This window comes from Paenibacillus sp. J22P90, assembly GCF_059692195.1.
Genome location: NZ_JCAUAY010000006.1, coordinates 364,035 through 388,106, shown reverse-complemented (window position 1 = coordinate 388,106; position 24,072 = coordinate 364,035). Strand labels below are relative to the sequence as shown.

The following is a 24,072-nucleotide window of genomic DNA, read 5'->3' as shown; positions in this document are numbered from 1 at the left end:
ACTTGCATGTATTAGGCACGCCGCCAGCGTTCGTCCTGAGCCAGGATCAAACTCTCCATAATAGAAAGATGACTTGCTCATTTTGATGCTAGCGAGATTAATAATCTCATTTATAATCGATTGCTCGACTTGCTTACTCACTCGTTGTTCAGTTTTCAAAGATCAATTATTTCCTTATTAATCCTTCGCCCTTCAAAGGCGACTTGATTAATATATCACAACGGCCTACTCAATTGCAAGAACTTTTTTTAATTTCTTTCGTTCTTTCGTTCGACCGCCGAAGCGACAAGGAGTAATATAACAAATCCCCCAAGGGATTGCAAGCTTTTTTTACATAATCATTAAATAGATTTAAAAAACCCCTTACTCTAAGCGAGTAAGGGGTTTGGTGCTATTTTAAATATGGCCAATGACATCTTGAATAAAGAGATTTCTCTCGACGGTTAAGTTTACGATTGTACCATTTACATTTACCCAAGGTCTTGTAGGATGTGAACGATCGGAGAACACGATCTCACCCACACGATTATCACTTAATTTCACAAGTGTTCCATTACTAATTTGCGTAGATTTATTCATAAATACTTGAACAAGCGTAGGATCAACTTTACCGAAGGACTCGTTCAACAACTGCTCTAATACGACGTAAGGCGAAAGGGCTGCTTTGTAATATCGTTCATTCGTCATCGCATTGTAGATATCAGCAATGGCTACGATTTTCGCGTATACATGAATCTTATCGGACTTTACACCTAATGGGTAGCCTGAACCATCTTCGCGTTCGTGATGTTGAAGAGCTGTCAGCTTCACGCCTTCGTTGATACCAGATATATTTTTAAGTATTTGATAGCCAATCAATGTATGCTGCTTAACTTCGTCCATTTCTACCGCTGTTAATGAATTCTTCTTCTCCAGAAGATCACGGTCCACTTTACTAGTCCCAATATCGTGTAATAATCCTGCGAGTGCAATTTGAACTAAATCCTTCTGAGGAAGTCCAGCCCATCTCGCTAGCGAATAGGAGGTTAAGCTCACTAGTATACTTTTATGATAAATATATTCCTGGAGATGCCGGTTCTTTGGAGTGAAGGTGAGCACTTTATAAGCATCGATATGACGAATAAGCGCTTCTAGGCCTGTCCGAATTTCTAAAATAGGAAGTGGTTGACCACCATTTGCAAGTAGAAATACTTTTTTGAGCAGCTTCACCATATTCTGATATTCTAAATAAAACGGATGTACCGTCTCTGCATCTTTCACTTTCGGTTCTTCGCTGGCAGTTTCCACTTCGTTGCTATTTTTGGATTCAATATATACGGAAGGAATGAGAAATGCTTTCAGAATTTCAATTTCCCTTTCCTGAATGACTCTTCCTTTATGAAAAAGCGTATTGCCCATCTTCGTTATTACAATATCGCCTAATCTTTCACCATACTTTAACTGCGAAACGGCTACTGTCGGCATGGCCACTCACTCACCTTACTATTATGTATACCCATATTGTAAAGTAAAAGGGATGGGTTTGTAAGCCCCCATCCCTACTTTTTGTTATTCTTCTGATTCAGATGCTTCTGTTGTTTCTTCCCAGTCGCCGTCTTCCTCATTCTCATTCTGCTCTTCATTCTTCTGTACGCGAGCTAGCGTTCCAACCTCATCGTCTTCACGTATATTAATCAGACGCACACCTTGTGTATTACGTCCCATGACTGAAATACCGTCCATACTCGTACGAATTACCGTACCAGATGCCGTGATGATCATCAGATCCTCATCTTCTTGTACCACTTTAAGACCGACAATCGGACCATTTTTATCCGTGACATTCAAGGTCTTAATCCCTTTACCGCCACGCGTTTGAATCCGATACTCGGAAACAGGCGTACGTTTACCGAAGCCTTTGGACGTTACGATCAACACGCTGTTATCTTCGTGGACAACGTCCATGTCGATGACAACATCTTCATCATCCAAGTGAATACCTTTCACACCCGTAGCCGATCTGCCCATTGAACGGACATCTTGCTCAGGGAAGTGAATCGACATGCCGTAACGAGTCCCCATGATGATTCCTTGGTTACCGTCCGTCAGCTTCACACCAATAAGATCATCATCTTCACGCAAGTTAATGGCAATTAATCCACCCTTACGGATATTGGAGTAATCGTCAATTGGCGTTTTCTTCACAACCCCTTGTTTCGTAGCGAAGAAGAGGTATTGATCCGTTTCGAAGCTTTCAACCGGGATAACCGCATTAATGGTTTCACCTTGCTCGATCTGAATCAGATTGATGATTGGTGTTCCACGAGCCGTACGGCTCAAATCTGGAATCTCGTAAGCTTTCAAACGATAGACTTTCCCTTTATTCGTAAAGAACATCAAATAATGATGTGTATTCGTTACGAATAAATGTTCTACGAAGTCATCATTTTTCGTATCCATACCGACGATACCGCGTCCACCACGTTTCTGGTTGCGATACGTCGTAACTGGAAGACGCTTGATGTAACCTGTATGCGTGATTGTAACAACTACATCTTCACGCGGAATTAAATCTTCGTCTTCAATGCTTTCTTCCCCAACCGTAATCTCAGAGCGACGCTCGTCTCCGAACTTCTCTTTGATTTCGTTGAGTTCTTCGCTAATGATCGCTAGAATCAACTGCTCATCGGCAAGAATCGCTTTAAGCTCGGCGATTCTCTTCATGAGTTCAGCATACTCCGCTTCGATCTTCTCGCGCTCTAAGCCAGTCAAGCGCTGTAGACGCATATCGAGAATCGCTTGCGCTTGATCCAGGCTCAGACTGAATGTCGACATGAGTCCTTCTCTTGCTTCATCCGTTGTTCGCGAAGCACGAATCAAGGCGATAACTTGATCTAGGTGATCAAGTGCAATTCGTAATCCTTCTAAAATGTGCGCTCGCGCTTCCGCTTTACGCAAATCGAATTCGGTTCTGCGACGAATTACTTCTTGTTGATGTTTGAGGTAGTAGTGCAGCATCTCACGAAGATTCAATACACGCGGTTCTCCGTTAACGAGCGCAAGCATAATAATACCGAAATTGGATTGCATCGCTGTTTGTTTGAACAAGTTGTTCAAGACGACATTTGGATTAACATCACGTCTAAGCTCGATAACAACGCGCATTCCGTTGCGATCTGACTCATCGCGAAGGTCTGTAATGCCATCAATTTTCTTTTCACGTACAAGCTCAGCGATTTTCTCTACTAATCTTGCTTTATTCACTTGATAAGGCAGCTCATTCACGATGATTCTGGCCTTATTGTTATTCTCTTCAATCACGGTTCTAGCTCGCATTGTAACCGAGCCTCTACCCGAGGAATAAGCTTGTCTAATGCCTTCACGGCCAAGAATAAATCCAGCTGTTGGGAAATCAGGTCCTTTGATCGCTGTCATCAATTCCATTGGTGTAATGTCTGGATTGGCGATCATCATCTGAATGCCCTCGATAACCTCTCTCAGGTTATGCGGAGGGATGTTCGTTGCCATACCAACGGCAATCCCTGAACTACCGTTTACGAGTAAGTTCGGGAAACGGGAAGGAAGAACGACGGGTTCGTGTTCTTCTCCATCGTAGTTAGGCGCATAATCGATCGTTTCTCTATTGATATCACGAAGTAGCTCCATCGCAATCTTCGAAAGGCGCGCTTCGGTATAACGCATAGCTGCCGCCATATCGCCATCGATCGATCCGAAGTTACCATGTCCATCTACAAGCATGTAACGCAAGGAGAAATCTTGTGCCATCCGAACCATCGTTTCATAAACAGCCGTATCACCATGGGGATGATACTTACCGATAACTTCACCGACGATTCTTGCAGACTTCTTATATGGCTTATCTGGAGACATGCCAAGTTCAGACATCGCGAATAAAATACGACGATGAACCGGCTTCAGACCGTCTCTAACATCTGGCAGTGCGCGACTGACAATGATACTCATCGCATAGTCTAAGAAGGATGTACGCATTTCGGTCGAAATGTCAATTTCTTTGACTTGCGAATGTAATTCTTCGCTCATGAATGTTCCTCCTGAAAGCTTACATCGTTGGCAACGTCTCTAACGACGTTAGATATCTAAATTTTTCACATATTTCGCGTGTTCTTCGATGAAATCGCGTCGTGGCTCTACATTATCGCCCATCAAGGAGTCGAAAAGTGTATCTGCCTCAATCGCATCTTCGATCGTAACTTGCAGCAGCGTACGGCTTTCTGGATCCATGGTCGTTTCCCACAGCTGTTCAGGATTCATCTCGCCAAGTCCTTTATAACGTTGAACATTGACTTTTGTGCCTTCACCGAACTCTTGCATAATGATTTCACGTTGTTTTTCGTTGTACGCATAGCGGATTGTTTTATTACGTTCCAGCTTAAAGAGCGGCGGTTGAGCAATATAAACAAAACCACTTTCGATCAATTTTTTCATGTATCGGTAGAAGAAGGTGAGTAGCAGGGTACGAATATGCGCACCATCTACGTCAGCATCTGTCATGATAATAATTTTGTGATAACGAGCTTTGGCGATATCGAAATCATCACTGATTCCTGTACCGAAAGCCGTAATCATCGCACGGATCTCCGTGTTGGATAAAATACGATCCAAACGCGCTTTTTCAACGTTCAAAATTTTACCGCGCAGCGGCAAAATAGCTTGGAAGTGACGGTCACGTCCTTGCTTCGCTGAACCACCCGCAGAGTCACCCTCTACAATGTAAATCTCACTAATGGACGCATCTTTAGAAGAGCAGTCTGCTAGTTTACCTGGCAGGGCACTTACTTCTAAAGCGCTCTTACGACGCGTCAATTCTCTCGCTTTACGAGCTGCTTCTCTAGCTCTAGCCGCTTGAATACCTTTTTCAAGGATTTTCTTCGCGATAGCTGGATTCTCTTCCAAGAATTCCTGAAGCTTTTCGGCAAAGAGGGATTCCACAATACCACGAACTTCACTGTTTCCTAGCTTCGTCTTCGTTTGACCTTCGAATTGCGGCTCAGGAATTTTGACGGAAATAATCGCAGCAAGCCCCTCACGCACATCATCTCCAGAAAGATTGGAGTCGCTCTCTTTCAAGGAGTTATTTTTACGCGCATAGTCATTCAGGATCCGAGTCAAAGCGCTCTTGAAGCCTGATTCATGCGTGCCGCCTTCGTGTGTATTGATATTATTAGCAAAGGAATAAATGTTCTCGGTATAGCTATCGTTGTACTGAAGCGCGATCTCAATCGAGATATTGTCTTTGGCACCCTCAACATAAATCGGAGTTTCATTGACGGCTTCACGATTACGGTTTAAATGCTGAACAAAGGACACAATACCGCCTTCGTACATATGTGTTGCTACCGTATCCGTACGCTCATCAATCAAGTTAATTTCAATGCCTTTATTCAAGAAAGCAAGCTCTCGAATTCTGGATTGCAGCGTATCGAAGTCATATTCCGTTGTTTCTTTGAAAATCTCAGGATCTGGTTGGAAGGTAACTGTCGTCCCTGTCTCTTCCGTTTCTCCAACTAGCTTAACATCGTATTGCGGCGTTCCGCGGCGGTATTCTTGTTGATGAATTTGGCCATCACGCTTAACTTGTACGGTTACGTGTTCAGACAGCGCATTAACAACGGAGATACCTACACCATGTAGACCTCCTGATACTTTATAACCAGAATCATCCCCACCGAATTTACCACCTGCGTGAAGTACCGTAAGTACAACCTCGAGCGTTGGTCTTTTCAGCTTGGCATTTTCCCCAACTGGAATTCCGCGCCCATTATCAATAACAGTAACACTATTATTTTTATGAACGATTACATCAATTTTTGTACAGAACCCGGCCAAAGCTTCGTCAATACTATTATCTACAACTTCCCAAACGAGATGATGAAGACCTCGGGCACTGGTTGAACCAATATACATACCCGGTCTTTTGCGAACGGCTTCTAAACCTTCCAGAACCTGAATCTGACTGTCATCGTACGCATTTTGATTCACAGACATGCTATTCTTCACCTGCTTTTTTATATTAAAAAGAAGTTAATTCGTTAATAACTGGTTGGCTCTTTTCTTGAGCGTTGTTGAGGAAATAGGGGAATAATACACCTTGTTTTTCGTGACAACAAGTGACTTGCAATCTTCTTCACCAATTTGCTCGGTTCTCTTATCTTTTACTGCTTGCCCGATGAACTGCTTAGATATTTTGGACGACTTCTCAATCGAAATATCAAAAATAGCAATTAACTCAGAGGCTCTAATAATTTTTTCTCCACCCAAATGAATAAACATGCTCCTCAGCTCCTGCCGTTTACATTTCCTTTCAAAACATGAAACACGGAAGCATGATCCAGTTGATCCAAATGAACACTCTCTAGACCTGTTGTCGTAATAAATGTTTGGACTTTCTGCTGAAACGTGCGAATTAACTGTGTCTGTCTATATTCATCCAGCTCCGATAGGACATCATCTAGCAATAGCAGGGGATATTCGCCTACCTCTTCATGAATAAGCTCTATCTCTGCGAGTTTGAGTGATAGCGCGGTTGTGCGCTGCTGACCTTGGGAGCCGTACGTTTGGACTTCTTTGTCATTTATGTAAAAGAGAAGATCGTCACGATGAGGACCCACTAAAGTTACACCTCTTCGGAATTCCTGATCTTTCACCAAAGATAACTTTATCATAAATTGGTTTAATAAAACAGATTCATCTTGAAATGGCTCCATGTCAAAAGAAGGGGAGTACCGAATAACCAACGCTTCACTATCGTTTGTTATCCCTCTGTGAATGTTCTCCGCCCATTTCTGGAGCTTCTTTATAAAGTTTTGACGCTTTTTCATAATTTTAACACCATACTGTGCTAATTGTTCATTCCAGATGTCCAGCATGGCGTCAGGTGTGCTTTTTCCAGGGTAATTTTGCTTTAAATAATTGTTTCGCTGCACCAAAATTTTCTGATATTGCGATAAGTCATGAAGATAGGATGGCTGCACCTGGCCTATTTCCATATCTAGAAACCGTCGCCTAATGCCCGGCGTTCCTTTGACGATCTCTAGATCCTCCGGCGCAAACATCACGACATTCAGTGCACCAATAAAATTACTGAGCTTTTTTTGCTCGAGTCCGTTAATCTTCGCTTTTTTCCCCTTGGCCCCGATGGAGAGATCCAGCTTACAACTCCCGTACAATTTCTGAATCTCCGCATGCAAAAGGGTTTGATCACTATTCCAGCCGATTAATTCTTTATCTTGGTGAGTCCGATGGGACTTGGTCATCGCCATGACATAGATGGATTCCAGCAAATTGGTTTTTCCCTGTGCATTGGGTCCGACGAAAATATTGACATTATTCGATGTTGTTAATTCAATCTGCTCGTAATTTCTATAATGACTGAGAACAAGTTTATTCAGAAACATGGCCGATCATCCTCCTGGTTAATCCGATCAGGAGCTTATGACCTCGAATTGTCCAAAACCTTCTACCTTCACAACATCCTTCGGCACAAGTTTCCGACCTCTGCGATTTTCAGCTTGCCCGTTTACTTCGATTTTGTTTTCCACAACGAAAAATTTAGCTTGTCCACCTGTGGATATACAGTCCGATAACTTCAAAAACTGTCCGAGCGTAATATATTCAGTGTTGATAACTATTTGTTTCATGCGAGAGCGCTCCCTTAATTCGTTGTACGATATGGCAAAATCAACTGCAAAATGCTTGTGGAATCTTGCGGTTTCATAATGATCGGCTGCATCGCTCCGGTGAATCCAATTTGAATAAACTCAGAATCCAATACTTTGAGCGCATCCAACATGTATTTGGAGTTAAACGAAATTTTAAGTAAATCCCCAACAATATGCTGCAGTGCAATTTGCTCAGTTACTTTACCTAACTCGGATGAGCTGGAAGAGATCTCGATCGTTTTGTCTTCAAGCATGATCATTTTTACGATATTCGTTTTATCTTCTTTGGAGAGAAGGTAGGCGCGATCAATCGCATCAGCTAATTCCTTCGTTGGAACAACCATTTCGGTTTGGAAGGATTGTGGAATAAGCTTCGATGTGTCCGGATACGTACCATCCAAAATACGTGAATAAAATAAGATGGATTGAATTTTGAATAAAACCTGGTTGTCCGAAATAACTATATCTATAAGGGTGTTTTGATCAGGCAAAATTTTGCTTAACTCGTTCAAAGTACGTCCTGAAATAACGATATTAGGCAGGTTTTGTGCTAGATCATTATCCACCGTTACTTCTCTACTTGCCAGACGATGACGATCACATGCGATAAATTTTAATTTATCTCCCGTAATGTTCCAAAGTACACCTGTCAAAATCGGCGTGGATTCATTCGTAGATACCGCATATGACGTTTGTTTAATCATTGTTTTAAGCATATCACTAGGCAAACGAAGCATTTTGCTTTCTTCAATCTCTGGTAGCAGCGGATATTCATCGGGATCTAATCCCATAATTTGAATTTCGGAAGAACCTGAACGAATGATCGTTTGAAAGTTGGCTTTTACTTCGATTTCAATGAGTTGAGCAGGCAGCTTGCGGATAATTTCCACGAAAAATTTAGCGGGAAGTACAACACTCCCAGCTTGAATAAGTTCGATAATTTTAATTGTGCTGTTTTCACTGGCCGTAAAGCTTTGAATAGAAATATCGGTATCACTTGCTGTTAACGTTACACCGCTTAAGGTGGCATCTATTTTGATCCCTGTAAGAATGGGTATCGTTGTACGAGAGGATATAGCTTTGGAAACGTGACCAATGGATTCGATTAAATGGTCTTTAAGGATTGTTAATTTCATGACTTCACTCCTGCGGTTCTTTTTTTAAAATATAAGCATATATATATATCTAACTTGATAATTTAGCTCTATTTTTTGAAAAATGCTCTTTTAAAATAAGGCGGCGTAGCCGTTTATTTTGCGTCAGCATAATCATTATATAATATCATTCTTTATTAGTAATAGCAGTAGGGGCTCTGGATATGTGGATATGTGGATGAACCCAAGATAAATCAAGCCTATCCACATGTGAATAGATTGTGCATAGGCTAATGAAAAATGTGATGTTATTAAGATGGGTTTTTGATACGTTCGGTAAGGTTATGGACAATCTTATATAAATCCTGATCGACCTTGAGCTGCTGCACGATCTTTTCATGGGCATGGATAACCGTTGTATGATCGCGGCCCCCAAAATTATCTCCGATTTTCGGCAATGAGAAGTCTGTGAGCTCCCTAGCTAAGTACATCGCTACTTGTCTTGGGAAAGCCACGGCTTTTGTGCGTTTACGCGCTTTAAAATCCTCCAGCTTCAACCCATAGAATTCTCCAACTCGCTGCTGAATATCCTGTATCGTAATGACTCTTGGGCGGTTGGAAGGGATGATATCCTTCAACGCTTCCGCTGTTAGATGAACGCTAATATCTTGATTAATAAGGGATGAATACGCAACAACACGTATCAGTGCACCCTCTAGCTCACGAATGTTCGTATCAATTTGGTTGGCGATATAGATCATCGCTTCGTTGGGAATCTCGAGATTTTCAGCTTTTGCTTTTTTGCGTAAAATCGCGATACGCGTTTCTAAGTCAGGAGGCTGAATATCCGTGATGAGGCCCCACTCAAAACGCGAGCGTAAGCGGTCTTCCAACGTTGGAATTTCTTTTGGCGGGCGATCACTAGAGATAATAATTTGCTTACCTTCTTCGTGCAGCGCATTAAACGTATGGAAAAACTCCTCCTGTGTTCCTTCTTTTCCTGCAAGGAATTGAATATCATCGATGAGGAGCACATCAATTGTACGATACTTATTACGAAAGCCTTCCCCGCGGTTATCCCGGACGGCATTGATGAATTCATTCGTAAACTTTTCGGAGGATATATATAGAACCCGAGATCCTGGGTTATGTTCGAGTACATAGTGTCCGATCGCATGCATAAGATGAGTTTTACCTAGTCCAACACCCCCATATAAAAAGAGGGGATTATACGCTTTTGCCGGCGCTTCCGCTACAGCAAGGGAAGCTGCGTGTGCGAATCGGTTGCCGGATCCAATTACGAAGGTATCAAAGGTGTACCTAGCGTTCATCATACTTGTAAAGTTTTCTTCACCTGCAACGATGGCTGGGCCTTTTGGCGGAATGACAACCGGCTGAACAGCTGTCGTCGATTGCGCTTTCTGCTCTTCGGTTTCAATGACGAACTTCACGGATACATGCTTACCGGTAAAGTCGTAAATAGTAGTCTCGATCAACTTCGTATATCTGCTTTCTAACCACTCTTGTGCAAAATTGTTAGGAGCGCAGATGACGACTGTTGAATCGTTGAAAACAGAAGCTTTGGTTGATTTGAGCCAGGTGTCAAAGCTTGGTTTACTGAGTTTCGTTTGGATAATCGTTAAAATTTGTTGCCAAAGGTCCGTAGAATGGCCTTCCACAGTACTTCACTCCTTTTGAATCAAACATGTGGCATAGGCCAGGGAAACATTGTAGATGATGTATATAGATAAAACGTGAAAATGAAAAACATTACCGCGACCATTCATAAGTTGATTGACCGCGTTTCACGTTGGAATGTCGATTGGAAAGGTAATTACCATATAGTGTGCCCAATATCGTCTAAAAGAATCTTATGTCCGGTGGGGTCAAAAAAGGATGACTTTTGTCGGTTTTATCCACATTATTAAGGAACCGCAGAAATGACTTATTCTTGTAGAGGGTAGTTTGTGCACATTGTTATCCACAGGATGTTGATAACTCAGAGGATTAGTGGTGTATATCCACAGCAGAAACATTACTATCTTAACAAAAGATACCCTGTTAATCAACGGATTGTTTCGCATTATCCACAATAACAACAAGTTGTGGGTAAGAATTGTTCACAACACAAGATATTGTTGATATTCTGTTGATTTTCGACAAAGTTTGTTCTTTCTCGCCAAAAATTTATACACAGCTTATTCTTTTGACAGGAGTTTCAGACATTCTTACTCCTACCTCTCATCCAAATACTGCACACTTGGGTAGGTTGACTTTCTTTCTTGAAAATGATTTAATGAGTAGTAGAAATTTTGTAGGATGGATATCCTCAGCCAGGTAGGGAGGTGCTATAGATGGGTCCAACATTTAACCCGAATACGAGAAAGCGTAAGAAGAACCATGGTTTCCGTAAAAGAATGAGCACGAAGAACGGTCGTAAAGTTCTACAAGCTCGTCGTCTTAAAGGAAGAAAAGTTCTTAGCGCGTAAGAAAAGGCTCCGAAAGGGGCTTTTTTTTTTGCATTTTGGTCTACCGTTTACATCGAGCTGGTTTTGTTAAAACTAGATTGGATATGAAGTGTTCTTTCAACTATTGAATGTGATCTGTCTGGAGTGTACATGGCTGTGGAGAAACAATATCGGTTAGCGAAAAGAGAAGACTTTAGTAAGGTGTATCGCTATGGGAAGTCCATGGCCAATCAGCAATTCGTGCTCTACTATTTGCCGCAGCCTAAAGCAGAGGAGTTTCGTTTCGGTGTTTCGGTTTCCAAAAAGATTGGCAACGCGGTTGTTCGTAATCGATTGAGACGGATGATGAAAGAAATTATTCGGTTGAAAAAAGACAACATGACACCGCAGTACGACTACATTTTGCTTGCCAGAAAACCGGTTGTGGATATGGCCTACGCGGATATGGAGAAGAGTATTTGGCATGTGATTCGCAAAGCTTCTTTATATAAAAAAAATGACGCTACAAAAAAGTAACGCAATATTTCCTTGCGGGCTTATATTGTGTTATAGTTTATGTTGGAAAAGACATTTAGGAGGATCTCATTTTGACTCGTCGAATTTATATGTTAGTTGCACTGTCTGCGGTGATCTTGCTTCTATCAGGATGTACCCCAAGTGCAGCTACAACGCCAATTGATCCAGCAACGGCTAATTTTTTCACTAAGTACTTTACGTACCCTCTTTCGCAAACGCTTGACTGGTTCGCTGATCATCTGTGGGGTCAATATGGATTATCCATTTTGGTCGTTACAATTATTATTCGATTGATTATTTTGCCGCTTACGCTTAAGCAATACAAGAGCTCCAAACGGATGCAGGATCTGCAGCCTGAAATGAAGAAGCTTAAAGAGAAATACAAAGATGATGCTAAAAAACAACAAGAAGAAACGATGAAGCTGTTTCAACAAAATGGTGTTAACCCGTTAGCTGGTTGTTTCCCTATCATTGTTCAAATGCCAATTCTAATCGCCTTGTATCAAGCGATTATGCGTAACCAAGAAATTCATGAACACACATTCCTATGGTTGAATCTTGGAAAGCCGGATCATCTGTATATCCTTCCTTTGGTTGCCGCGGCTACAACGTTCATTCAACAAATGTTCATGTCTTCCCAAATGAATCAACAAATGAAAAGCTTGATGTACATTTTCCCGGTCATGATTTTCGTTATGTCCATGAACTTCGCATCCGCTCTTCCGCTTTACTGGATTTACGGTAACATTTTCACAATTGTTCAGTCTTATTTCATCTATGGTGCTCCTGGTTCACAAAAGAAGCCTGGATCTCAAAATAATAAGGGTGGCCTGTCGAAATGAAAAAAATCGTGGTGACTGGAAAGACAATTGAGGCAGCTGTTCAAGCTGGATTAACTCAGTGGCAGGTTTCGGAGGATCGTGTACATATTCATATTTTGGAACAGCCCTCACGAGGGTTGTTCGGGTTTATTGGATCCAGAGTTGCAAAAGTTGAGCTCGAATTGATTCCCGATCCACTTGAGGAAGCAATAGCTTTCTTACAAGATATGTTCGAAGCGATGCAAATTTCCATCACCATAGATACACATAAAGATCGTGAAGGCTACATCTTAAACATGAGTGGTTCAGAATTAGGTATTTTGATCGGAAAAAGAGGACAAACGCTCGATGCACTTCAGTATCTAGTTAATATTGTAGGGAATCGGTATGCGAATTCTCATTTCCGTATCATCTTAGATGCGGAGAATTTCCGTGAACGCCGGAAGAAAACGTTGGAAGAGCTAGCAACACGTCTGGCGAACCGTGTCATAAAGTCGAAAAAAGAAGTTATTTTGGAGCCGATGAATTCGCAGGAGCGGAAGATTATTCACGCTGAATTACAAGGTCATCCTGTTATCAAAACGTACAGTAAAGGCGAAGAACCGAACCGTCGGGTTGTTATCGCTGTTAAATAACACAGATTGCAATGACTTGGTTCATATGTCATTGCTTTTTCTTTAAGATGAGGTAAATTCGAGGTGCAAAACTATGTTAAATGATACGATTGCTGCTATTTCTACACCGCTTGGTGAGGGTGGGATAGCGGTTATTCGTGTGAGCGGCGAGGATTCTGTCACTTATGTTGAACGTATTTTCCGCTCAAATACGAAATTATCTGTTGCTGCCACGCATACGGTACATTATGGATTCATTATAGAACCTGCTTCTTCCGAAAAGGTAGAGGAGGTTCTAGTTACGTTAATGAAAGCTCCGCGGTCCTTCACGATGGAGGATGTTGTCGAAATTAGCTGTCACGGCGGGATTGTTTCTGTTAAGAAAGTGCTTGATTTGCTGCTTTTACAAGGTGTTCGTTTAGCGGAACCTGGTGAATTCACAAAGCGTGCTTTCTTGAACGGTCGTATCGACTTAACACAAGCCGAAGCGGTTATTGACTTGATTCGAGCTAAATCGGATCGCGCTTTTAAAGTGGCTTTAAAGCAAGTGGAAGGTAACTTGTCCAAGCAGATTAAACATCTGCGCTATGTTCTTGTGGAGCTAATGGCCCACATAGAGGTCAATATTGATTATCCAGAGCATGATGTCGAGGAAATGACGACTGCTTTTATTAAGACGAAATGCGACACGGTCATGTTGGAAATTGATCGTTTATTGGTGACCGCTGAACAAGGGAAGATTTTGCGTGAAGGCATTGAGACGGCGATTGTCGGCAAACCTAATGTTGGGAAGTCTTCGTTGCTGAATGAGCTGGCGCAAGAGAATAGGGCGATTGTTACGGATATTCCAGGTACGACGCGGGACGTCATTGAAGAGTTCGTTAATATTGGCGGCATTCCCTTGAAGCTGTTGGATACTGCCGGGATTCGTGAAACTTCGGATATTGTTGAGCAGATTGGTGTGGAACGTTCAAAGACGGCGTTAGCTGAAGCGGATTTGATATTACTTGTATTGAATAGTAATGACGAGCTTCAACTGGATGAGATTGCGTTAATGAAGCAGTTAGCTGATAAGCAAACAATTGTTATTCTGAATAAAATTGATTTGGATCGCAAGTTGGACGTGGAGCAAGTTCTCAGTTATTTCCCGCAAGAACGTATTGTGGAGCTGTCTCTGATTGAGAATAAAGGAATAGAGGATTTGGAGAAAGCGATCGCAGCGATTTTCTTTGAAGGCAAGCTTGAATCAAGTGATCTGACGTATGTGAGTAATGTTCGTCATATTTCCTTGTTGAAGCAAGCGAAGCGTTCTTTACAGGATACGCTAGATGCGAATGAGCAATATGTACCGATTGATTTGCTTCAAATTGATATTCGAACTGCTTGGGAGCAGTTGGGGGAGATTATTGGCGACTCGGTAGGAGAGTCCTTAATCGATCAAATTTTTACACAATTCTGCTTAGGAAAATGAAAATCGACAGCATTTGCGTTTTCATAAAAGAGGGAGGGACGTTTCTATGGGATATCACGCAGGAGATTATGACGTTATTGTTATCGGTGCCGGTCATGCAGGTTGTGAAGCCGCACTAGCTTCAGCACGCATGGGCTGCAACACGTTGCTATTAACGATCAATTTGGACATGGTTGCTTTCATGCCTTGTAACCCATCCATCGGTGGTCCGGCCAAAGGGCACGTTGTTCGTGAGATCGACGCACTCGGCGGTGAAATGGGTCGCAACATTGACAAAACCTATATTCAACTTCGCATGCTCAATACAGGTAAGGGTGCAGCTGTTCATGCGCTTCGCGCTCAAGCGGATAAGTTTTCATATCAGCATAAAATGAAAGAAACGATCGAAGCTACACCTAACTTAACTTTGCGTCAAGGGATGGCTGAAGAGCTAATCGTTGAAAACGGTGTTTGCAAAGGTCTTATTACCAAAACAGGTGCCGAATATTTCGCAAAAGCTGTCGTTTTGACGACAGGGACTTATCTACGCGGGAAAGTCATTATGGGCGAACTGATGTACGAGAGTGGACCTAATAATCAGCAGCCATCGGTTAAATTGTCTGAGTCCTTGCGCAAGCTGGGCTTCGACCTTGTTCGTTTCAAAACAGGAACGCCGCCGCGCGTTCATAAAGATACGATTGATTTTAGCAAAACTGAAATTCAGCCTGGCGATGAGCAACCGAAGTTTTTCTCTTTTGAAACGAAATACGGTTCGAATCATAATGAGCAGCTTCCGTGTTGGTTAACCTACACGTCTGCTGAGACGCATCAGATTATTAATGATAATTTGTACCGTGCTCCGATGTTTTCTGGTGCGATTGAAGGAACTGGTCCTAGATACTGTCCTTCTATAGAAGATAAAATTGTTCGTTTCAGCGATAAGCCGAAGCATCAAATTTTCTTAGAGCCAGAAGGCCACAGTACTTCTGAGTATTATGTTCAAGGTTTATCTACGAGTATGCCGGAAGATGTTCAATTGGGCATCTTGCGTTCTATCCCTGGTCTAGAGAAAGTGGAAATGATGCGTACGGGTTATGCCATTGAGTATGATGCAGTCGTGCCTACGCAATTGAAGCCATCTTTGGAAACGAAGCTAGTTAGCGGTCTCTTTACTGCTGGCCAAATTAACGGAACTTCTGGTTATGAAGAAGCTGCAGGTCAAGGTGTGATGGCCGGAATTAATGCCGCTCGCAAAGTACAGGAGAAGGAAGCCGTTGTTTTGGATCGCTCGGAAGGTTATATCGGGGTTCTCATTGATGATCTCGTGACCAAAGGGACGAGTGAGCCGTATCGTTTGCTTACTTCACGTGCGGAATATCGATTGTTGCTGCGCCATGATAATGCAGATCTGCGTTTGACGCCGATTGGTCATGAAATCGGATTGATTTCTGAAGAGCGCTATGCGAGATTTTTGAATAAAAAATCGCTTGTCGAGCAAGAAATTGAACGCTTGTCTGAAGTGAAGGTTAGACCTGAGCCTCATGTACAAGAGCTACTGCGAAGCCTGGAAAGTGTGGAATTGACGAATTCGGTGCCAGCGATTTCTTTGTTACGTCGTCCGGAAATTGAATATAAGCATATTGAGCAAATGACGTTGTCTCCTTTTGACTTAGATGAAGATATGAAGGAGCAAGTAGGTATTCAAGTGAAGTATGCTGGTTACATTGAGAAGCAATACAATCAAGTTGAGCGTCTACGTAAAATGGAAAAGAAGAAGATCCCGGATGATATCGAATATAGCGAGATTCATGGTATTGCAACGGAAGCGAAACAAAAGCTCGCGAAAATCCGTCCAATCTCCATTGGTCAAGCATCGCGGATCAGTGGGGTTACGCCTTCGGATATTTCGATTTTGCTCGTTTATCTAGAACATTACAACAGAGTCATTGCGGCTAGAGGTTAAGATATGGATGCGATTCAGCAACAATTTACGGAGTTATTAGGCAAAGAGAATATTACACTATCTACTGGGCAGTTGGATCAGTTCGAGCAATATTACAAGACACTCGTCGAGTGGAATGAGAAAATGAATTTAACAGGTATCACGGAGAGAGATCAAGTGTATCTCAAGCATTTCTATGATTCTCTCTCTGTGGCTTTTAACTTCGATATGAGTAAGGTGAAGTCACTTGCTGATATTGGTTCAGGCGCTGGATTTCCAAGTATCCCGTTAAAGATTGCTTTTCCTCATCTGCAAGTGACGATCGTAGACTCGTTGAATAAACGTATTCTATTTTTAAAAGAAGTTGTCTCTCAGCTGGGTCTATTGAATATGGACTGTGTGCATGGTAGGGCAGAGGATATTGCTCGTTTGCCTCGCTATCGTGATCATTTTGATCTCGTTACCGCGAGAGCTGTTGCGAAGCTGCAGGTGTTGAATGAGTTTTGTCTTCCTTTTGTGAAGAGTGGAGGAACTTTCATTGCGATGAAGGGCTCAGAAGTAGAAGAGGAGATTAAAGATTCTTCTTATAGCTTAGTAGAATTACGAGGGAAGATCACGAATGTCATTCGGATGATTCTCCCTATCGAGGAATCGCTAAGACACTTCGTAGAAATTCAAAAGACAGCGGCGACACCGGCTAAGTATCCTCGTAAAGCAGGGATTCCTTTAAAAGAACCGCTTTTCAAATAAGGCAAATGTTTCACGTGAAACATTTGGATGTTAGCCTATCAAATAGAAGGATTATCGCCTTCGATGGAGAATACCTATATAAGGTGAAAGCCCGTAACTAACAGGCTTCGCCTTAGGTTTTGTTTGTGATGTCATATAGTTGGATATTCGCAATTAATAGAAGAAATTTACTAGAATCATACAGCATGAATAGCATCGTCTCGGAATGGCGAATAGATCTTTTCACCTTGTAGAGGACGGAAAGGTCCTTATCTATGCGATATGCGATAATAGTTGGCATGTGTTTCACACATGGACAAGGGCTGTATTTTTAGATAAACGCACGCGTCCTGAAGAGGACTTTGTGGAAGTTTATTGTAACTGTACTGATCGCTTAATCTACGGGAAGAGTTGGTGGTAAGTTTTCCTATGAAAGAACAAATATCGAAGCTATTCGGCCTAACAGATCGTTCAACGACGGATGAGGTCAAAAACATACCCGTACATAGTATTGTTCCAAGTCCCTATCAGCCAAGAACACTATTCGATGATGATCGAATTGATGAACTATGCCAAACCATTCGTACACATGGCGTTATTCAGCCTATCGTTGTTCGAGTCAAAAACAATACATTTGAGTTAATTGCCGGTGAACGACGGTTGCGGGCTTCTAAAAAGCTTGGTTTAGATACGATACCAGCAATCGTTCGTGATTTTAATGATTCGCAAGCGGCATCAATTGCACTTATTGAAAACCTACAGCGCGAGGGACTGACTGCGATTGAGGAAGCTGCGGCGTATCATCAATTGATTGAAATGCACGATCTTACACAGGAGAGTCTAGCGCAACGTCTTGGTAAGAGCCAGTCGACAATTGCGAATAAGATTCGTCTTCTTCAATTGAGCGAGCCAGTAAAAATGGCTTTGATGGAACGTAAAATTACAGAGCGTCACGCAAGAGCGCTACTAGCTTTAGATCAAGAAGAGCTGCAAGTGAAGCTCCTTGAGGAAATTATCGCAAAAGAGCTTAACGTGAAACAAACGGAGATTAAAATCAGTTTCTTAAAGGAAGCTGCGAAAATAAAGAAATCACGCCGCGTATCTTTTTCGAAAGATGTTAGGCTGGCGCTGAATACGATTCGTCAATCAGTTGAAATGGTCACCAGTTCAGGATTAAACATTGATAAGTCTGAACAAGATCATGAGGATCATTATGAAATTATAATTAAGATTCCTAAGCGATAATTTAGGCAATTATGCTTCCTAAAACGGCGCAAGCCGTTTTTTTTGCATCTAATGGCACGAATCTATCAAATATTCATAAGGTAACTAATTGCTAGATATGGTAAGATAGAACTACTGCTCGTTAAATAGCATTATGTAACATAAGCGATAGAGGTGAAATGGTTTTGTCTAAAATTATTGCAATAACGAATCAGAAGGGTGGCGTCGGCAAGACGACGACTTCTGTGAATCTAGGCGCTTCATTAGCCTCGCTTGGTAAACGCGTTCTTCTGGTTGATATTGACCCACAAGGGAACACAACAAGTGGAATTGGTGTGAATAAGGCTGATGTGACAAACTGCATCTATGATGTATTGATTAATGATGTACATCCGAAAGATGCAACAGTTGAAACAAATGTTCCAAATCTTAAAATTGTTCCTGCAACGATTCAATTGGCGGGAGCAGAGATCGAGTTAGTGCCAACCATTTCAAGAGAAGTTCGTTTGAAGAAGTCACTTCAACTTGTCAAACACTTATATGATTATATTTTGATAGATTGCCCTCCATCACTTGGCCTTTTGACGATTAACTCCTTAACTGCTGCTGATTCCGTGATTATCCCCATCCAATGTGAATATTACGCATTAGAAGGTTTAAGCCAACTTCTGAATACGGTACGATTGGTGCAAAAGCATTTGAATACAGGTCTTCAAATTGAAGGCGTATTATTGACAATGTTTGATGCAAGGACAAATCTAGGTATTCAGGTTATTGAAGAAGTTAAAAAGTACTTCCAAACGAAGGTTTATCAAACGATTATTCCTCGTAATGTACGTTTGAGCGAAGCGCCGAGCCATGGGCAATCCATTATTACTTATGATCCTAGATCAAAGGGTGCAGAAGTGTATTTAGAACTTGCTAAGGAAGTGATCTCAGTATGACCAAAGGCCTCTCTAAAGGTTTAGGTAAAGGATTAGATGCCCTAATTACGTCCTTGCATATTGATGAGAGCGATAAAGTCATTCAGATTCCACTGGCTCAATTAAGAGCCAATCCATATCAACCAAGGAAGCATTTCAACGAAGATAGCATCAAGGAGCTTTCGGAATCGATTAAAGAACATGGCGTCATTCAGCCGATCATTGTTCGTAAGGTTCTAAAAGGCTACGAGATTATCGCCGGTGAACGTAGATTCCGAGCTTCGCAGGTTGCAGGGACTCCAACCATTCCTGCTGTTGAAAGAGTACTATCTGATCAGCAAGTAATGGAAATTGCTCTGATTGAAAACGTACAACGTGAAGATCTTAATGCGTTGGAAGTTGCTTTTGCTTACCAAGGCATTATTGATCAATTCTCTCTCACGCAAGAAGAGCTATCTGCTAAGGTAGGGAAGAGTAGATCTCACATTGCCAATTTCCTAAGATTACTCTCATTGCCAGAATCCATTAAACAATATGTTTCACGTGGAACATTATCTATGGGTCACGCGAGAGCTATTGTTGGTGTGAAGGATGATAAGGTAAAGAAAGAATTAGCGGAATCAACGATCTCGAAGCAGTGGAGTGTTAGGGAACTTGAAGAAGCGATTAAAATGCTAGAAGAGCCGCCAAGCCCTGAAAAAGAAAAGGCGAAGCAAAAAGAAAAGAATAGAGATCCGTATATTAGTCAAGCCGAAGAGCAATTGCGAGATATTTATCGGACATCGGTGAAAATTAAAAGCCAACAGGATAAAGGGAAGATCGAGCTGCTCTATTACTCAAAAGACGATCTCAACCGCCTGCTAGAGTTATTGCAAGGTAAAATCTCTTAAAAATTGCTAGCATACCTACGGAGGCTGTCTGTTCATTGATGGTGAACGGATTGTCTCCTATGTTTTTCTTTCGAGCAGAAAGAAAAAACTAAGGTATGCTATATTTGTGTTGATGATCAGATCAGAAGGGGCTGAAAACATGAAGGGCGTCATGTATTTCGATCAAGCAGCATCCTCGTGGCCAAAGCCGCCAGCAGTTATGGATGCGATGATGCATTGTATGCAAGAGTACGCTGCTAACCCTGGTAGAGGCAGCCATCAGATGGCAGTGAAGGCAAGCCGCACACTATTTGAAACTCGAAAAAATTTAGCGAAGTTGTTCGGGGTTCGAAATCCAAACGATATTTCCTTCGCTCTAAATACGACACATGCACTAAACCAAGCAATCAAAGGTTGGGTTAAACCTGGCGATCATGTGATTTGTACGAATGTGGAACACAATTCGGTGAGAAGGCCGCTTGAATATTTGAAGGCTTCGAGTGGGGTTGAGCTTACCTATTTAGCTCATGATGAGCAGGGGAATGTGCTGTTAGATGATCTGAAAGCAGCTCTTCGCTCTAATACAACACTGGTCGTTGTGAATCACAGTTCGAACTTACTTGGCACGATCATGCCGATTGAAGAGATCGGGGAGATCTGTAGAAAACACGGCGTGAAGCTGCTTGTAGACGCGGCTCAGAGCGCCGGTGTTCTGCCCATCCATGTAGGAGATATGAATATCGACATGCTTGCTTTCCCAGGCCACAAGGGGCTCCTGGGGCCTCAGGGGACGGGTGGGCTTTACATTCACCCGGATCTTGATTTAGAACCGTTGCTGCATGGAGGAACGGGTAGTCAATCAGAGGCGATCCACCAGCCAACGGTGCGCCCTGACCGCTATGAAGCTGGGACACAGAACACTGCTGGTATCGCTGGGTTGAACGAGGGCGTGAAGTTTGTGCTTGCCGAGACGGTAGCCAAGATTCACGAGAAGGAATGGGCGCATACGCAACAATTAATGGAAGGGCTGCTGGGAATTGAAGGGGTGACGATTCTCGGACCGAAGCTTGGACAAAATAAAACAGGCATCGTTTCCTTCAACATTCAAGATGTGGATTCATCGGAAGCTGCATTCATTCTCGATCAATCCTTCCAAATCGCTGTGCGTTCCGGCTATCATTGTACACCGCTTGCGCACGAAGTCGCAGGTACTTTGGCAAAGGGAGCCGTTCGGGCGAGCATTGGCTATTTTACAACAGATGAAGAAATAAAGGCACTAGTTGATGCTGTGAGAGAGATTCAAACGCAATATGCAAAGTAGACATTCCATCGTCAAATGATGGAATGTCATGGATGGCCCTCAAATTGGTAGCACCAATTTCGAGGCTTCCATAATGCTGTCCCTGTGAGGAAAGCATTATTTCAGGGGAGAAAGAGGGATTGGGCATGGGGGAACTGTTTGGCCTGAATGCAGAATATGTGATGTTAGTTTGCTTCGGATTGATTTTGCTTTTATTCATTATGATCATTGTCATGTTGATACGATTATCCTCCTTACGGAAACGTTACACGCAGATGATCAATGGTTCTAGTGCTGAAAATATGGAACAGCTGCTGATCAACATGCAGAATGCTCTGAACGAGCAAAAGGCCGAATCCATGAAGGCTTCGGCAAATATCTCAACGATTCATCAGTCGATGATGAAGATGACATCTAAATTGGGGATTCGTCGCTATAATGCTTTTAATGATGGTGGTAGTGATTTAAGCTTCTCAATGGCCTTGCTGAATGAAGAGCAGGATGGTGTGATCCTCACAGGGATACATAGTAGAGAGCAAATGTATGTATATGCCAAGCCAATTGCCAAAGGTCAATCGAGCTACACATTAAGTCCAGAAGAGAAAGAGACGATTACTCAAACTTTAAAGCCGACGTCGCACTCGGGGCAAAAGATTGGGTCCGTCTAATGGCAGCGTAAAGTGCATCGCCAATGACAGTAGCCATATTCATAACGAGGCTTAGCCGCGTATTTTGCAGGACGAAATATTCCATAAATCCGCCAACATTGACGATGCCTGTGACATGAATATCACCAACCGGGGGCAGGTCTTTATTCACGCCAGCACCTGGCTTGAGTGGTCCGTGCGCAACTTGAATGCAGCCGACACTCGCAACTTGCCCTAAACAAGCGTCAACAGCAACGATGAAGGGGTTCTGAAATTGTTGATGAATCCGATCCACAGTTTCGGCTAAATTCATTGCATGGACAGGTTCATCCAACGTTCCGAACAAATGAAGATTGCGTAGTGATGTGGTACGATTCAAATGTGATCCAACTAAGGGCCCGAGGGAATCACCCGTGGATCTATCAGTTCCTACGCAAATCACAACGATAGGTTGATAGGTTGGTAGTTTACTGAAAATCGACTGCAAGTGCTTAGAGAGAAGATAAGGTGTATTAGAGTCGGTATGTTGAATCTTCAAAGGCTCTTGCGCAGGGGTTTTATCGCCGTCGAATCCAAAATGGAATTTCATGATATCCCTCCAAGGTAGTAAATCTTTTTTACTAGTATATGGAGAGAGAGGTACATTTATACGTAGAGAGGAGAGCTTTCTCTGGAATTTTCTATTATGTTGATAGCTTTCGATTCAACCCAACAAGCGCTAAGAGCGGAAATGCTGTTAGAGTACGCAGATATTGAGATCGACATCAGACCAACACCCAAAGAGATTACAGCTGGATGCGCGCTTTCTATTGAATTTCCCGGAGTGGATCTTGTTCAAGTTCAAGAGATAATAGAGAGCGAGAACGTAGAGATCCGAGGAATCTATTTTAAAAAAGAAGATGGATATGGTACCATAGTAGAAAATTAAAGGAGGTTTACTAGTGTTTTTTGACGTACATTACTTCCAAGATTTGATGCACTGGATTCAGGAGCATATCAGTAAACCTGAGATTCTTGCCTCGATATTCTGGATCGTTATCAAAATTGTTCTCATTTATGTTATTGCTAGAGTCATTATTAAAATAGCCGATAAGACGATTGCTCACATGGTCATAGCCCGAGAGAAGTCGCCGCTTAACATTGATAGACGAAGATCCAATACGATTTCTATTCTCATACATAATTTAATTGCATATACAGTTAATCTAGTAGCTATCATGTTGATCCTTGGTCAAGTCGGATTGAATTTAGGACCTTTGCTTGCGGGTGCAGGCGTTCTTGGGCTAGCCATAGGTTTCGGAGCACAGAGTTTGGTGAAAGATGTGATTACGGGATTTTTCATCATTTTCGAGGATCAATTCGGTGTTGGCGATGTGATTCAAATTGATCAGTTCAAAGGGACCGTGGAGGAAATTGGTATTCGTGTGACCCGAATCAAAAGCTGGACCGGTGAGGTTCATATCATCCCTAACGGCAATATTAAGCAAGTGACCAACTTTTCAACTTATAATTCGATTGCTATCGTCGATGTAACCATCGCATATGACGCAGACATTGATCGTGCGATGGTCTTATTAAATGAAGTTGTCGCTGAAGTGCATGAGCGCACAGAAAGTATCGTTAAAGCGCCACAAGTACTCGGTGTGCAAATGATTGGAAACACGGACTTGAAGATTCGAGTTATTGCGGAATGTAAGCCGAACAAACAAGGGGAAGTCAGCCGGATTTTAAATGCAGAGATTAAGAAATATTTAGATACCCATGGCATTAAACAGGAAAAGGTGGAGGGGAACTAA

At 42.3% G+C, this 24,072-nt stretch carries 23 protein-coding genes and 1 rRNA gene; 14 read left to right on the top strand and 10 right to left on the bottom strand.

The annotated features are described in order from the left end of the window. From AC58UX_RS21865 to dnaA, 9 genes are all read right to left on the bottom strand, one after another. Positions 1-62: ribosomal RNA gene (locus tag AC58UX_RS21865) — 16S ribosomal RNA — on the bottom strand; the annotation flags it as partial. 334 nt (positions 63-396) lie between these two features. Then, complete coding sequence (locus AC58UX_RS21860) at positions 397-1,464, bottom strand: HD-GYP domain-containing protein (RefSeq protein WP_497256582.1); 1,068 nt, start codon at positions 1,462-1,464, stop codon at positions 397-399. 84 nt (positions 1,465-1,548) lie between these two features. Further along, the gene (gene gyrA, locus AC58UX_RS21855) at positions 1,549-4,041 is read right to left on the bottom strand and encodes a DNA gyrase subunit A (protein ID WP_497256580.1); all 2,493 of its coding nucleotides are present in this window, start codon (positions 4,039-4,041) and stop codon (positions 1,549-1,551) included. A 48-nt stretch (positions 4,042-4,089) separates the two neighbouring features. Then, positions 4,090-6,006: a DNA topoisomerase (ATP-hydrolyzing) subunit B gene (gene gyrB / locus AC58UX_RS21850; protein ID WP_497256578.1), complete on the bottom strand. Its 1,917-nt coding sequence runs from the start codon at positions 6,004-6,006 to the stop codon at positions 4,090-4,092. A 36-nt stretch (positions 6,007-6,042) separates the two neighbouring features. Next, positions 6,043-6,291 (bottom strand): extracellular matrix regulator RemB, encoded by a 249-nt coding sequence (gene remB / locus AC58UX_RS21845; protein WP_068667035.1) that lies wholly within the window; start codon positions 6,289-6,291, stop codon positions 6,043-6,045. Between the two features lie 5 nt (positions 6,292-6,296). Further along, on the bottom strand, positions 6,297-7,415 hold the full coding sequence (gene recF, locus AC58UX_RS21840) for a DNA replication/repair protein RecF (protein WP_497256576.1): 1,119 nt from the start codon (positions 7,413-7,415) through the stop codon (positions 6,297-6,299). 27 nt (positions 7,416-7,442) lie between these two features. Then, positions 7,443-7,658, bottom strand: a complete 216-nt coding sequence (gene yaaA, locus AC58UX_RS21835) for a S4 domain-containing protein YaaA (protein WP_497256574.1) — start codon at positions 7,656-7,658, stop codon at positions 7,443-7,445. Positions 7,659-7,672: 14 nt separating this feature from the next. Beyond that, complete coding sequence (dnaN, locus tag AC58UX_RS21830; protein WP_497256572.1) at positions 7,673-8,815, bottom strand: DNA polymerase III subunit beta; 1,143 nt, start codon at positions 8,813-8,815, stop codon at positions 7,673-7,675. Positions 8,816-9,084: 269 nt separating this feature from the next. After that, entirely contained in the window at positions 9,085-10,452 is a 1,368-nt protein-coding gene (dnaA, locus tag AC58UX_RS21825) for a chromosomal replication initiator protein DnaA (RefSeq protein WP_497256570.1), read from the bottom strand. 675 nt (positions 10,453-11,127) lie between these two features. On the opposite strand from dnaA, the gene rpmH reads away from it, so the two are divergent. From rpmH to AC58UX_RS21765, 12 genes are all read left to right on the top strand, one after another. After that, complete coding sequence (rpmH, locus tag AC58UX_RS21820) at positions 11,128-11,262, top strand: 50S ribosomal protein L34 (protein ID WP_028557239.1); 135 nt, start codon at positions 11,128-11,130, stop codon at positions 11,260-11,262. 135 nt (positions 11,263-11,397) lie between these two features. Then, positions 11,398-11,757 (top strand): ribonuclease P protein component, encoded by a 360-nt coding sequence (gene rnpA, locus AC58UX_RS21815; protein ID WP_497256608.1) that lies wholly within the window; start codon positions 11,398-11,400, stop codon positions 11,755-11,757. 71 nt (positions 11,758-11,828) lie between these two features. Continuing rightward, positions 11,829-12,599 carry a membrane protein insertase YidC gene (gene yidC, locus AC58UX_RS21810; protein WP_497256568.1) on the top strand — a complete coding sequence of 257 codons (771 nt, stop codon included), beginning with the start codon at positions 11,829-11,831 and terminating at the stop codon, positions 12,597-12,599. After that, positions 12,596-13,213 (top strand): RNA-binding cell elongation regulator Jag/EloR, encoded by a 618-nt coding sequence (gene jag, locus AC58UX_RS21805; protein ID WP_497256566.1) that lies wholly within the window; start codon positions 12,596-12,598, stop codon positions 13,211-13,213. The genes yidC and jag overlap by 4 nt, the downstream gene beginning before the upstream one ends. 73 nt (positions 13,214-13,286) lie before the next feature. Then, positions 13,287-14,663, top strand: coding sequence for a tRNA uridine-5-carboxymethylaminomethyl(34) synthesis GTPase MnmE (mnmE, locus tag AC58UX_RS21800; RefSeq protein WP_497256564.1), 1,377 nt, complete (start codon positions 13,287-13,289; stop codon positions 14,661-14,663). 46 nt (positions 14,664-14,709) lie between these two features. Continuing rightward, positions 14,710-16,605, top strand: a complete 1,896-nt coding sequence (mnmG, locus tag AC58UX_RS21795; RefSeq protein WP_497256562.1) for a tRNA uridine-5-carboxymethylaminomethyl(34) synthesis enzyme MnmG — start codon at positions 14,710-14,712, stop codon at positions 16,603-16,605. Between the two features lie 3 nt (positions 16,606-16,608). Next, a complete protein-coding gene (rsmG, locus tag AC58UX_RS21790; protein WP_497256560.1) occupies positions 16,609-17,334 on the top strand; it encodes a 16S rRNA (guanine(527)-N(7))-methyltransferase RsmG in 726 nt (241 codons plus the stop codon). Positions 17,335-17,742: 408 nt separating this feature from the next. Further along, positions 17,743-18,558 carry a nucleoid occlusion protein gene (noc, locus tag AC58UX_RS21785; RefSeq protein ID WP_497256558.1) on the top strand — a complete coding sequence of 272 codons (816 nt, stop codon included), beginning with the start codon at positions 17,743-17,745 and terminating at the stop codon, positions 18,556-18,558. Between the two features lie 164 nt (positions 18,559-18,722). Then, positions 18,723-19,481 carry a ParA family protein gene (locus AC58UX_RS21780; RefSeq protein WP_056622827.1) on the top strand — a complete coding sequence of 253 codons (759 nt, stop codon included), beginning with the start codon at positions 18,723-18,725 and terminating at the stop codon, positions 19,479-19,481. Then, a complete protein-coding gene (locus AC58UX_RS21775; protein WP_497256556.1) occupies positions 19,478-20,350 on the top strand; it encodes a ParB/RepB/Spo0J family partition protein in 873 nt (290 codons plus the stop codon). Before AC58UX_RS21780 ends, AC58UX_RS21775 begins: the two co-directional genes overlap by 4 nt. Positions 20,351-20,489: 139 nt before the next feature. After that, positions 20,490-21,650, top strand: a complete 1,161-nt coding sequence (locus AC58UX_RS21770) for an aminotransferase class V-fold PLP-dependent enzyme (protein ID WP_497256554.1) — start codon at positions 20,490-20,492, stop codon at positions 21,648-21,650. Positions 21,651-21,775: 125 nt separating this feature from the next. Beyond that, the gene (locus AC58UX_RS21765) at positions 21,776-22,297 is read left to right on the top strand and encodes a DUF4446 family protein (protein ID WP_497256552.1); all 522 of its coding nucleotides are present in this window, start codon (positions 21,776-21,778) and stop codon (positions 22,295-22,297) included. Here the strand turns inward: AC58UX_RS21765 and yyaC are convergent. Beyond that, on the bottom strand, positions 22,242-22,865 hold the full coding sequence (gene yyaC / locus AC58UX_RS21760; protein WP_497256550.1) for a spore protease YyaC: 624 nt from the start codon (positions 22,863-22,865) through the stop codon (positions 22,242-22,244). The genes AC58UX_RS21765 and yyaC overlap by 56 nt on opposite strands. Before the next feature lie 96 nt (positions 22,866-22,961). On the opposite strand from yyaC, the gene AC58UX_RS21755 reads away from it, so the two are divergent. Continuing rightward, entirely contained in the window at positions 22,962-23,204 is a 243-nt protein-coding gene (locus AC58UX_RS21755) for a putative Se/S carrier protein (protein ID WP_497256548.1), read from the top strand. Between the two features lie 13 nt (positions 23,205-23,217). Further along, positions 23,218-24,072 carry a mechanosensitive ion channel family protein gene (locus tag AC58UX_RS21750; protein ID WP_497256546.1) on the top strand — a complete coding sequence of 285 codons (855 nt, stop codon included), beginning with the start codon at positions 23,218-23,220 and terminating at the stop codon, positions 24,070-24,072.

Bases quoted from the DNA above. Each gene is read 5' to 3' on its own strand.
- gyrA (WP_497256580.1), bottom strand. From the start codon at position 4,041: ATGAGCGAAGAATTACATTCGCAAGTCAAAGAAATTGACATTTCGACC.
- gyrB (WP_497256578.1), bottom strand. From the start codon at position 6,006: ATGTCTGTGAATCAAAATGCGTACGATGACAGTCAGATTCAGGTTCTG.
- remB (WP_068667035.1), bottom strand. From the start codon at position 6,291: ATGTTTATTCATTTGGGTGGAGAAAAAATTATTAGAGCCTCTGAGTTA.
- mnmE (WP_497256564.1), top strand. From the start codon at position 13,287: ATGTTAAATGATACGATTGCTGCTATTTCTACACCGCTTGGTGAGGGT.
- AC58UX_RS21765 (WP_497256552.1), top strand. From the start codon at position 21,776: ATGGGGGAACTGTTTGGCCTGAATGCAGAATATGTGATGTTAGTTTGC.
- rsmG (WP_497256560.1), top strand. From the start codon at position 16,609: ATGGATGCGATTCAGCAACAATTTACGGAGTTATTAGGCAAAGAGAAT.
- yyaC (WP_497256550.1), bottom strand. From the start codon at position 22,865: ATGAAATTCCATTTTGGATTCGACGGCGATAAAACCCCTGCGCAAGAG.
- yaaA (WP_497256574.1), bottom strand. From the start codon at position 7,658: ATGAAACAAATAGTTATCAACACTGAATATATTACGCTCGGACAGTTT.
- recF (WP_497256576.1), bottom strand. From the start codon at position 7,415: ATGTTTCTGAATAAACTTGTTCTCAGTCATTATAGAAATTACGAGCAG.
- rpmH (WP_028557239.1), top strand. From the start codon at position 11,128: ATGGGTCCAACATTTAACCCGAATACGAGAAAGCGTAAGAAGAACCAT.
- noc (WP_497256558.1), top strand. From the start codon at position 17,743: ATGAAAGAACAAATATCGAAGCTATTCGGCCTAACAGATCGTTCAACG.
- AC58UX_RS21860 (WP_497256582.1), bottom strand. From the start codon at position 1,464: ATGCCGACAGTAGCCGTTTCGCAGTTAAAGTATGGTGAAAGATTAGGC.
- dnaN (WP_497256572.1), bottom strand. From the start codon at position 8,815: ATGAAATTAACAATCCTTAAAGACCATTTAATCGAATCCATTGGTCAC.
- AC58UX_RS21755 (WP_497256548.1), top strand. From the start codon at position 22,962: ATGTTGATAGCTTTCGATTCAACCCAACAAGCGCTAAGAGCGGAAATG.
- AC58UX_RS21775 (WP_497256556.1), top strand. From the start codon at position 19,478: ATGACCAAAGGCCTCTCTAAAGGTTTAGGTAAAGGATTAGATGCCCTA.
- mnmG (WP_497256562.1), top strand. From the start codon at position 14,710: ATGGGATATCACGCAGGAGATTATGACGTTATTGTTATCGGTGCCGGT.
- jag (WP_497256566.1), top strand. From the start codon at position 12,596: ATGAAAAAAATCGTGGTGACTGGAAAGACAATTGAGGCAGCTGTTCAA.
- AC58UX_RS21770 (WP_497256554.1), top strand. From the start codon at position 20,490: ATGAAGGGCGTCATGTATTTCGATCAAGCAGCATCCTCGTGGCCAAAG.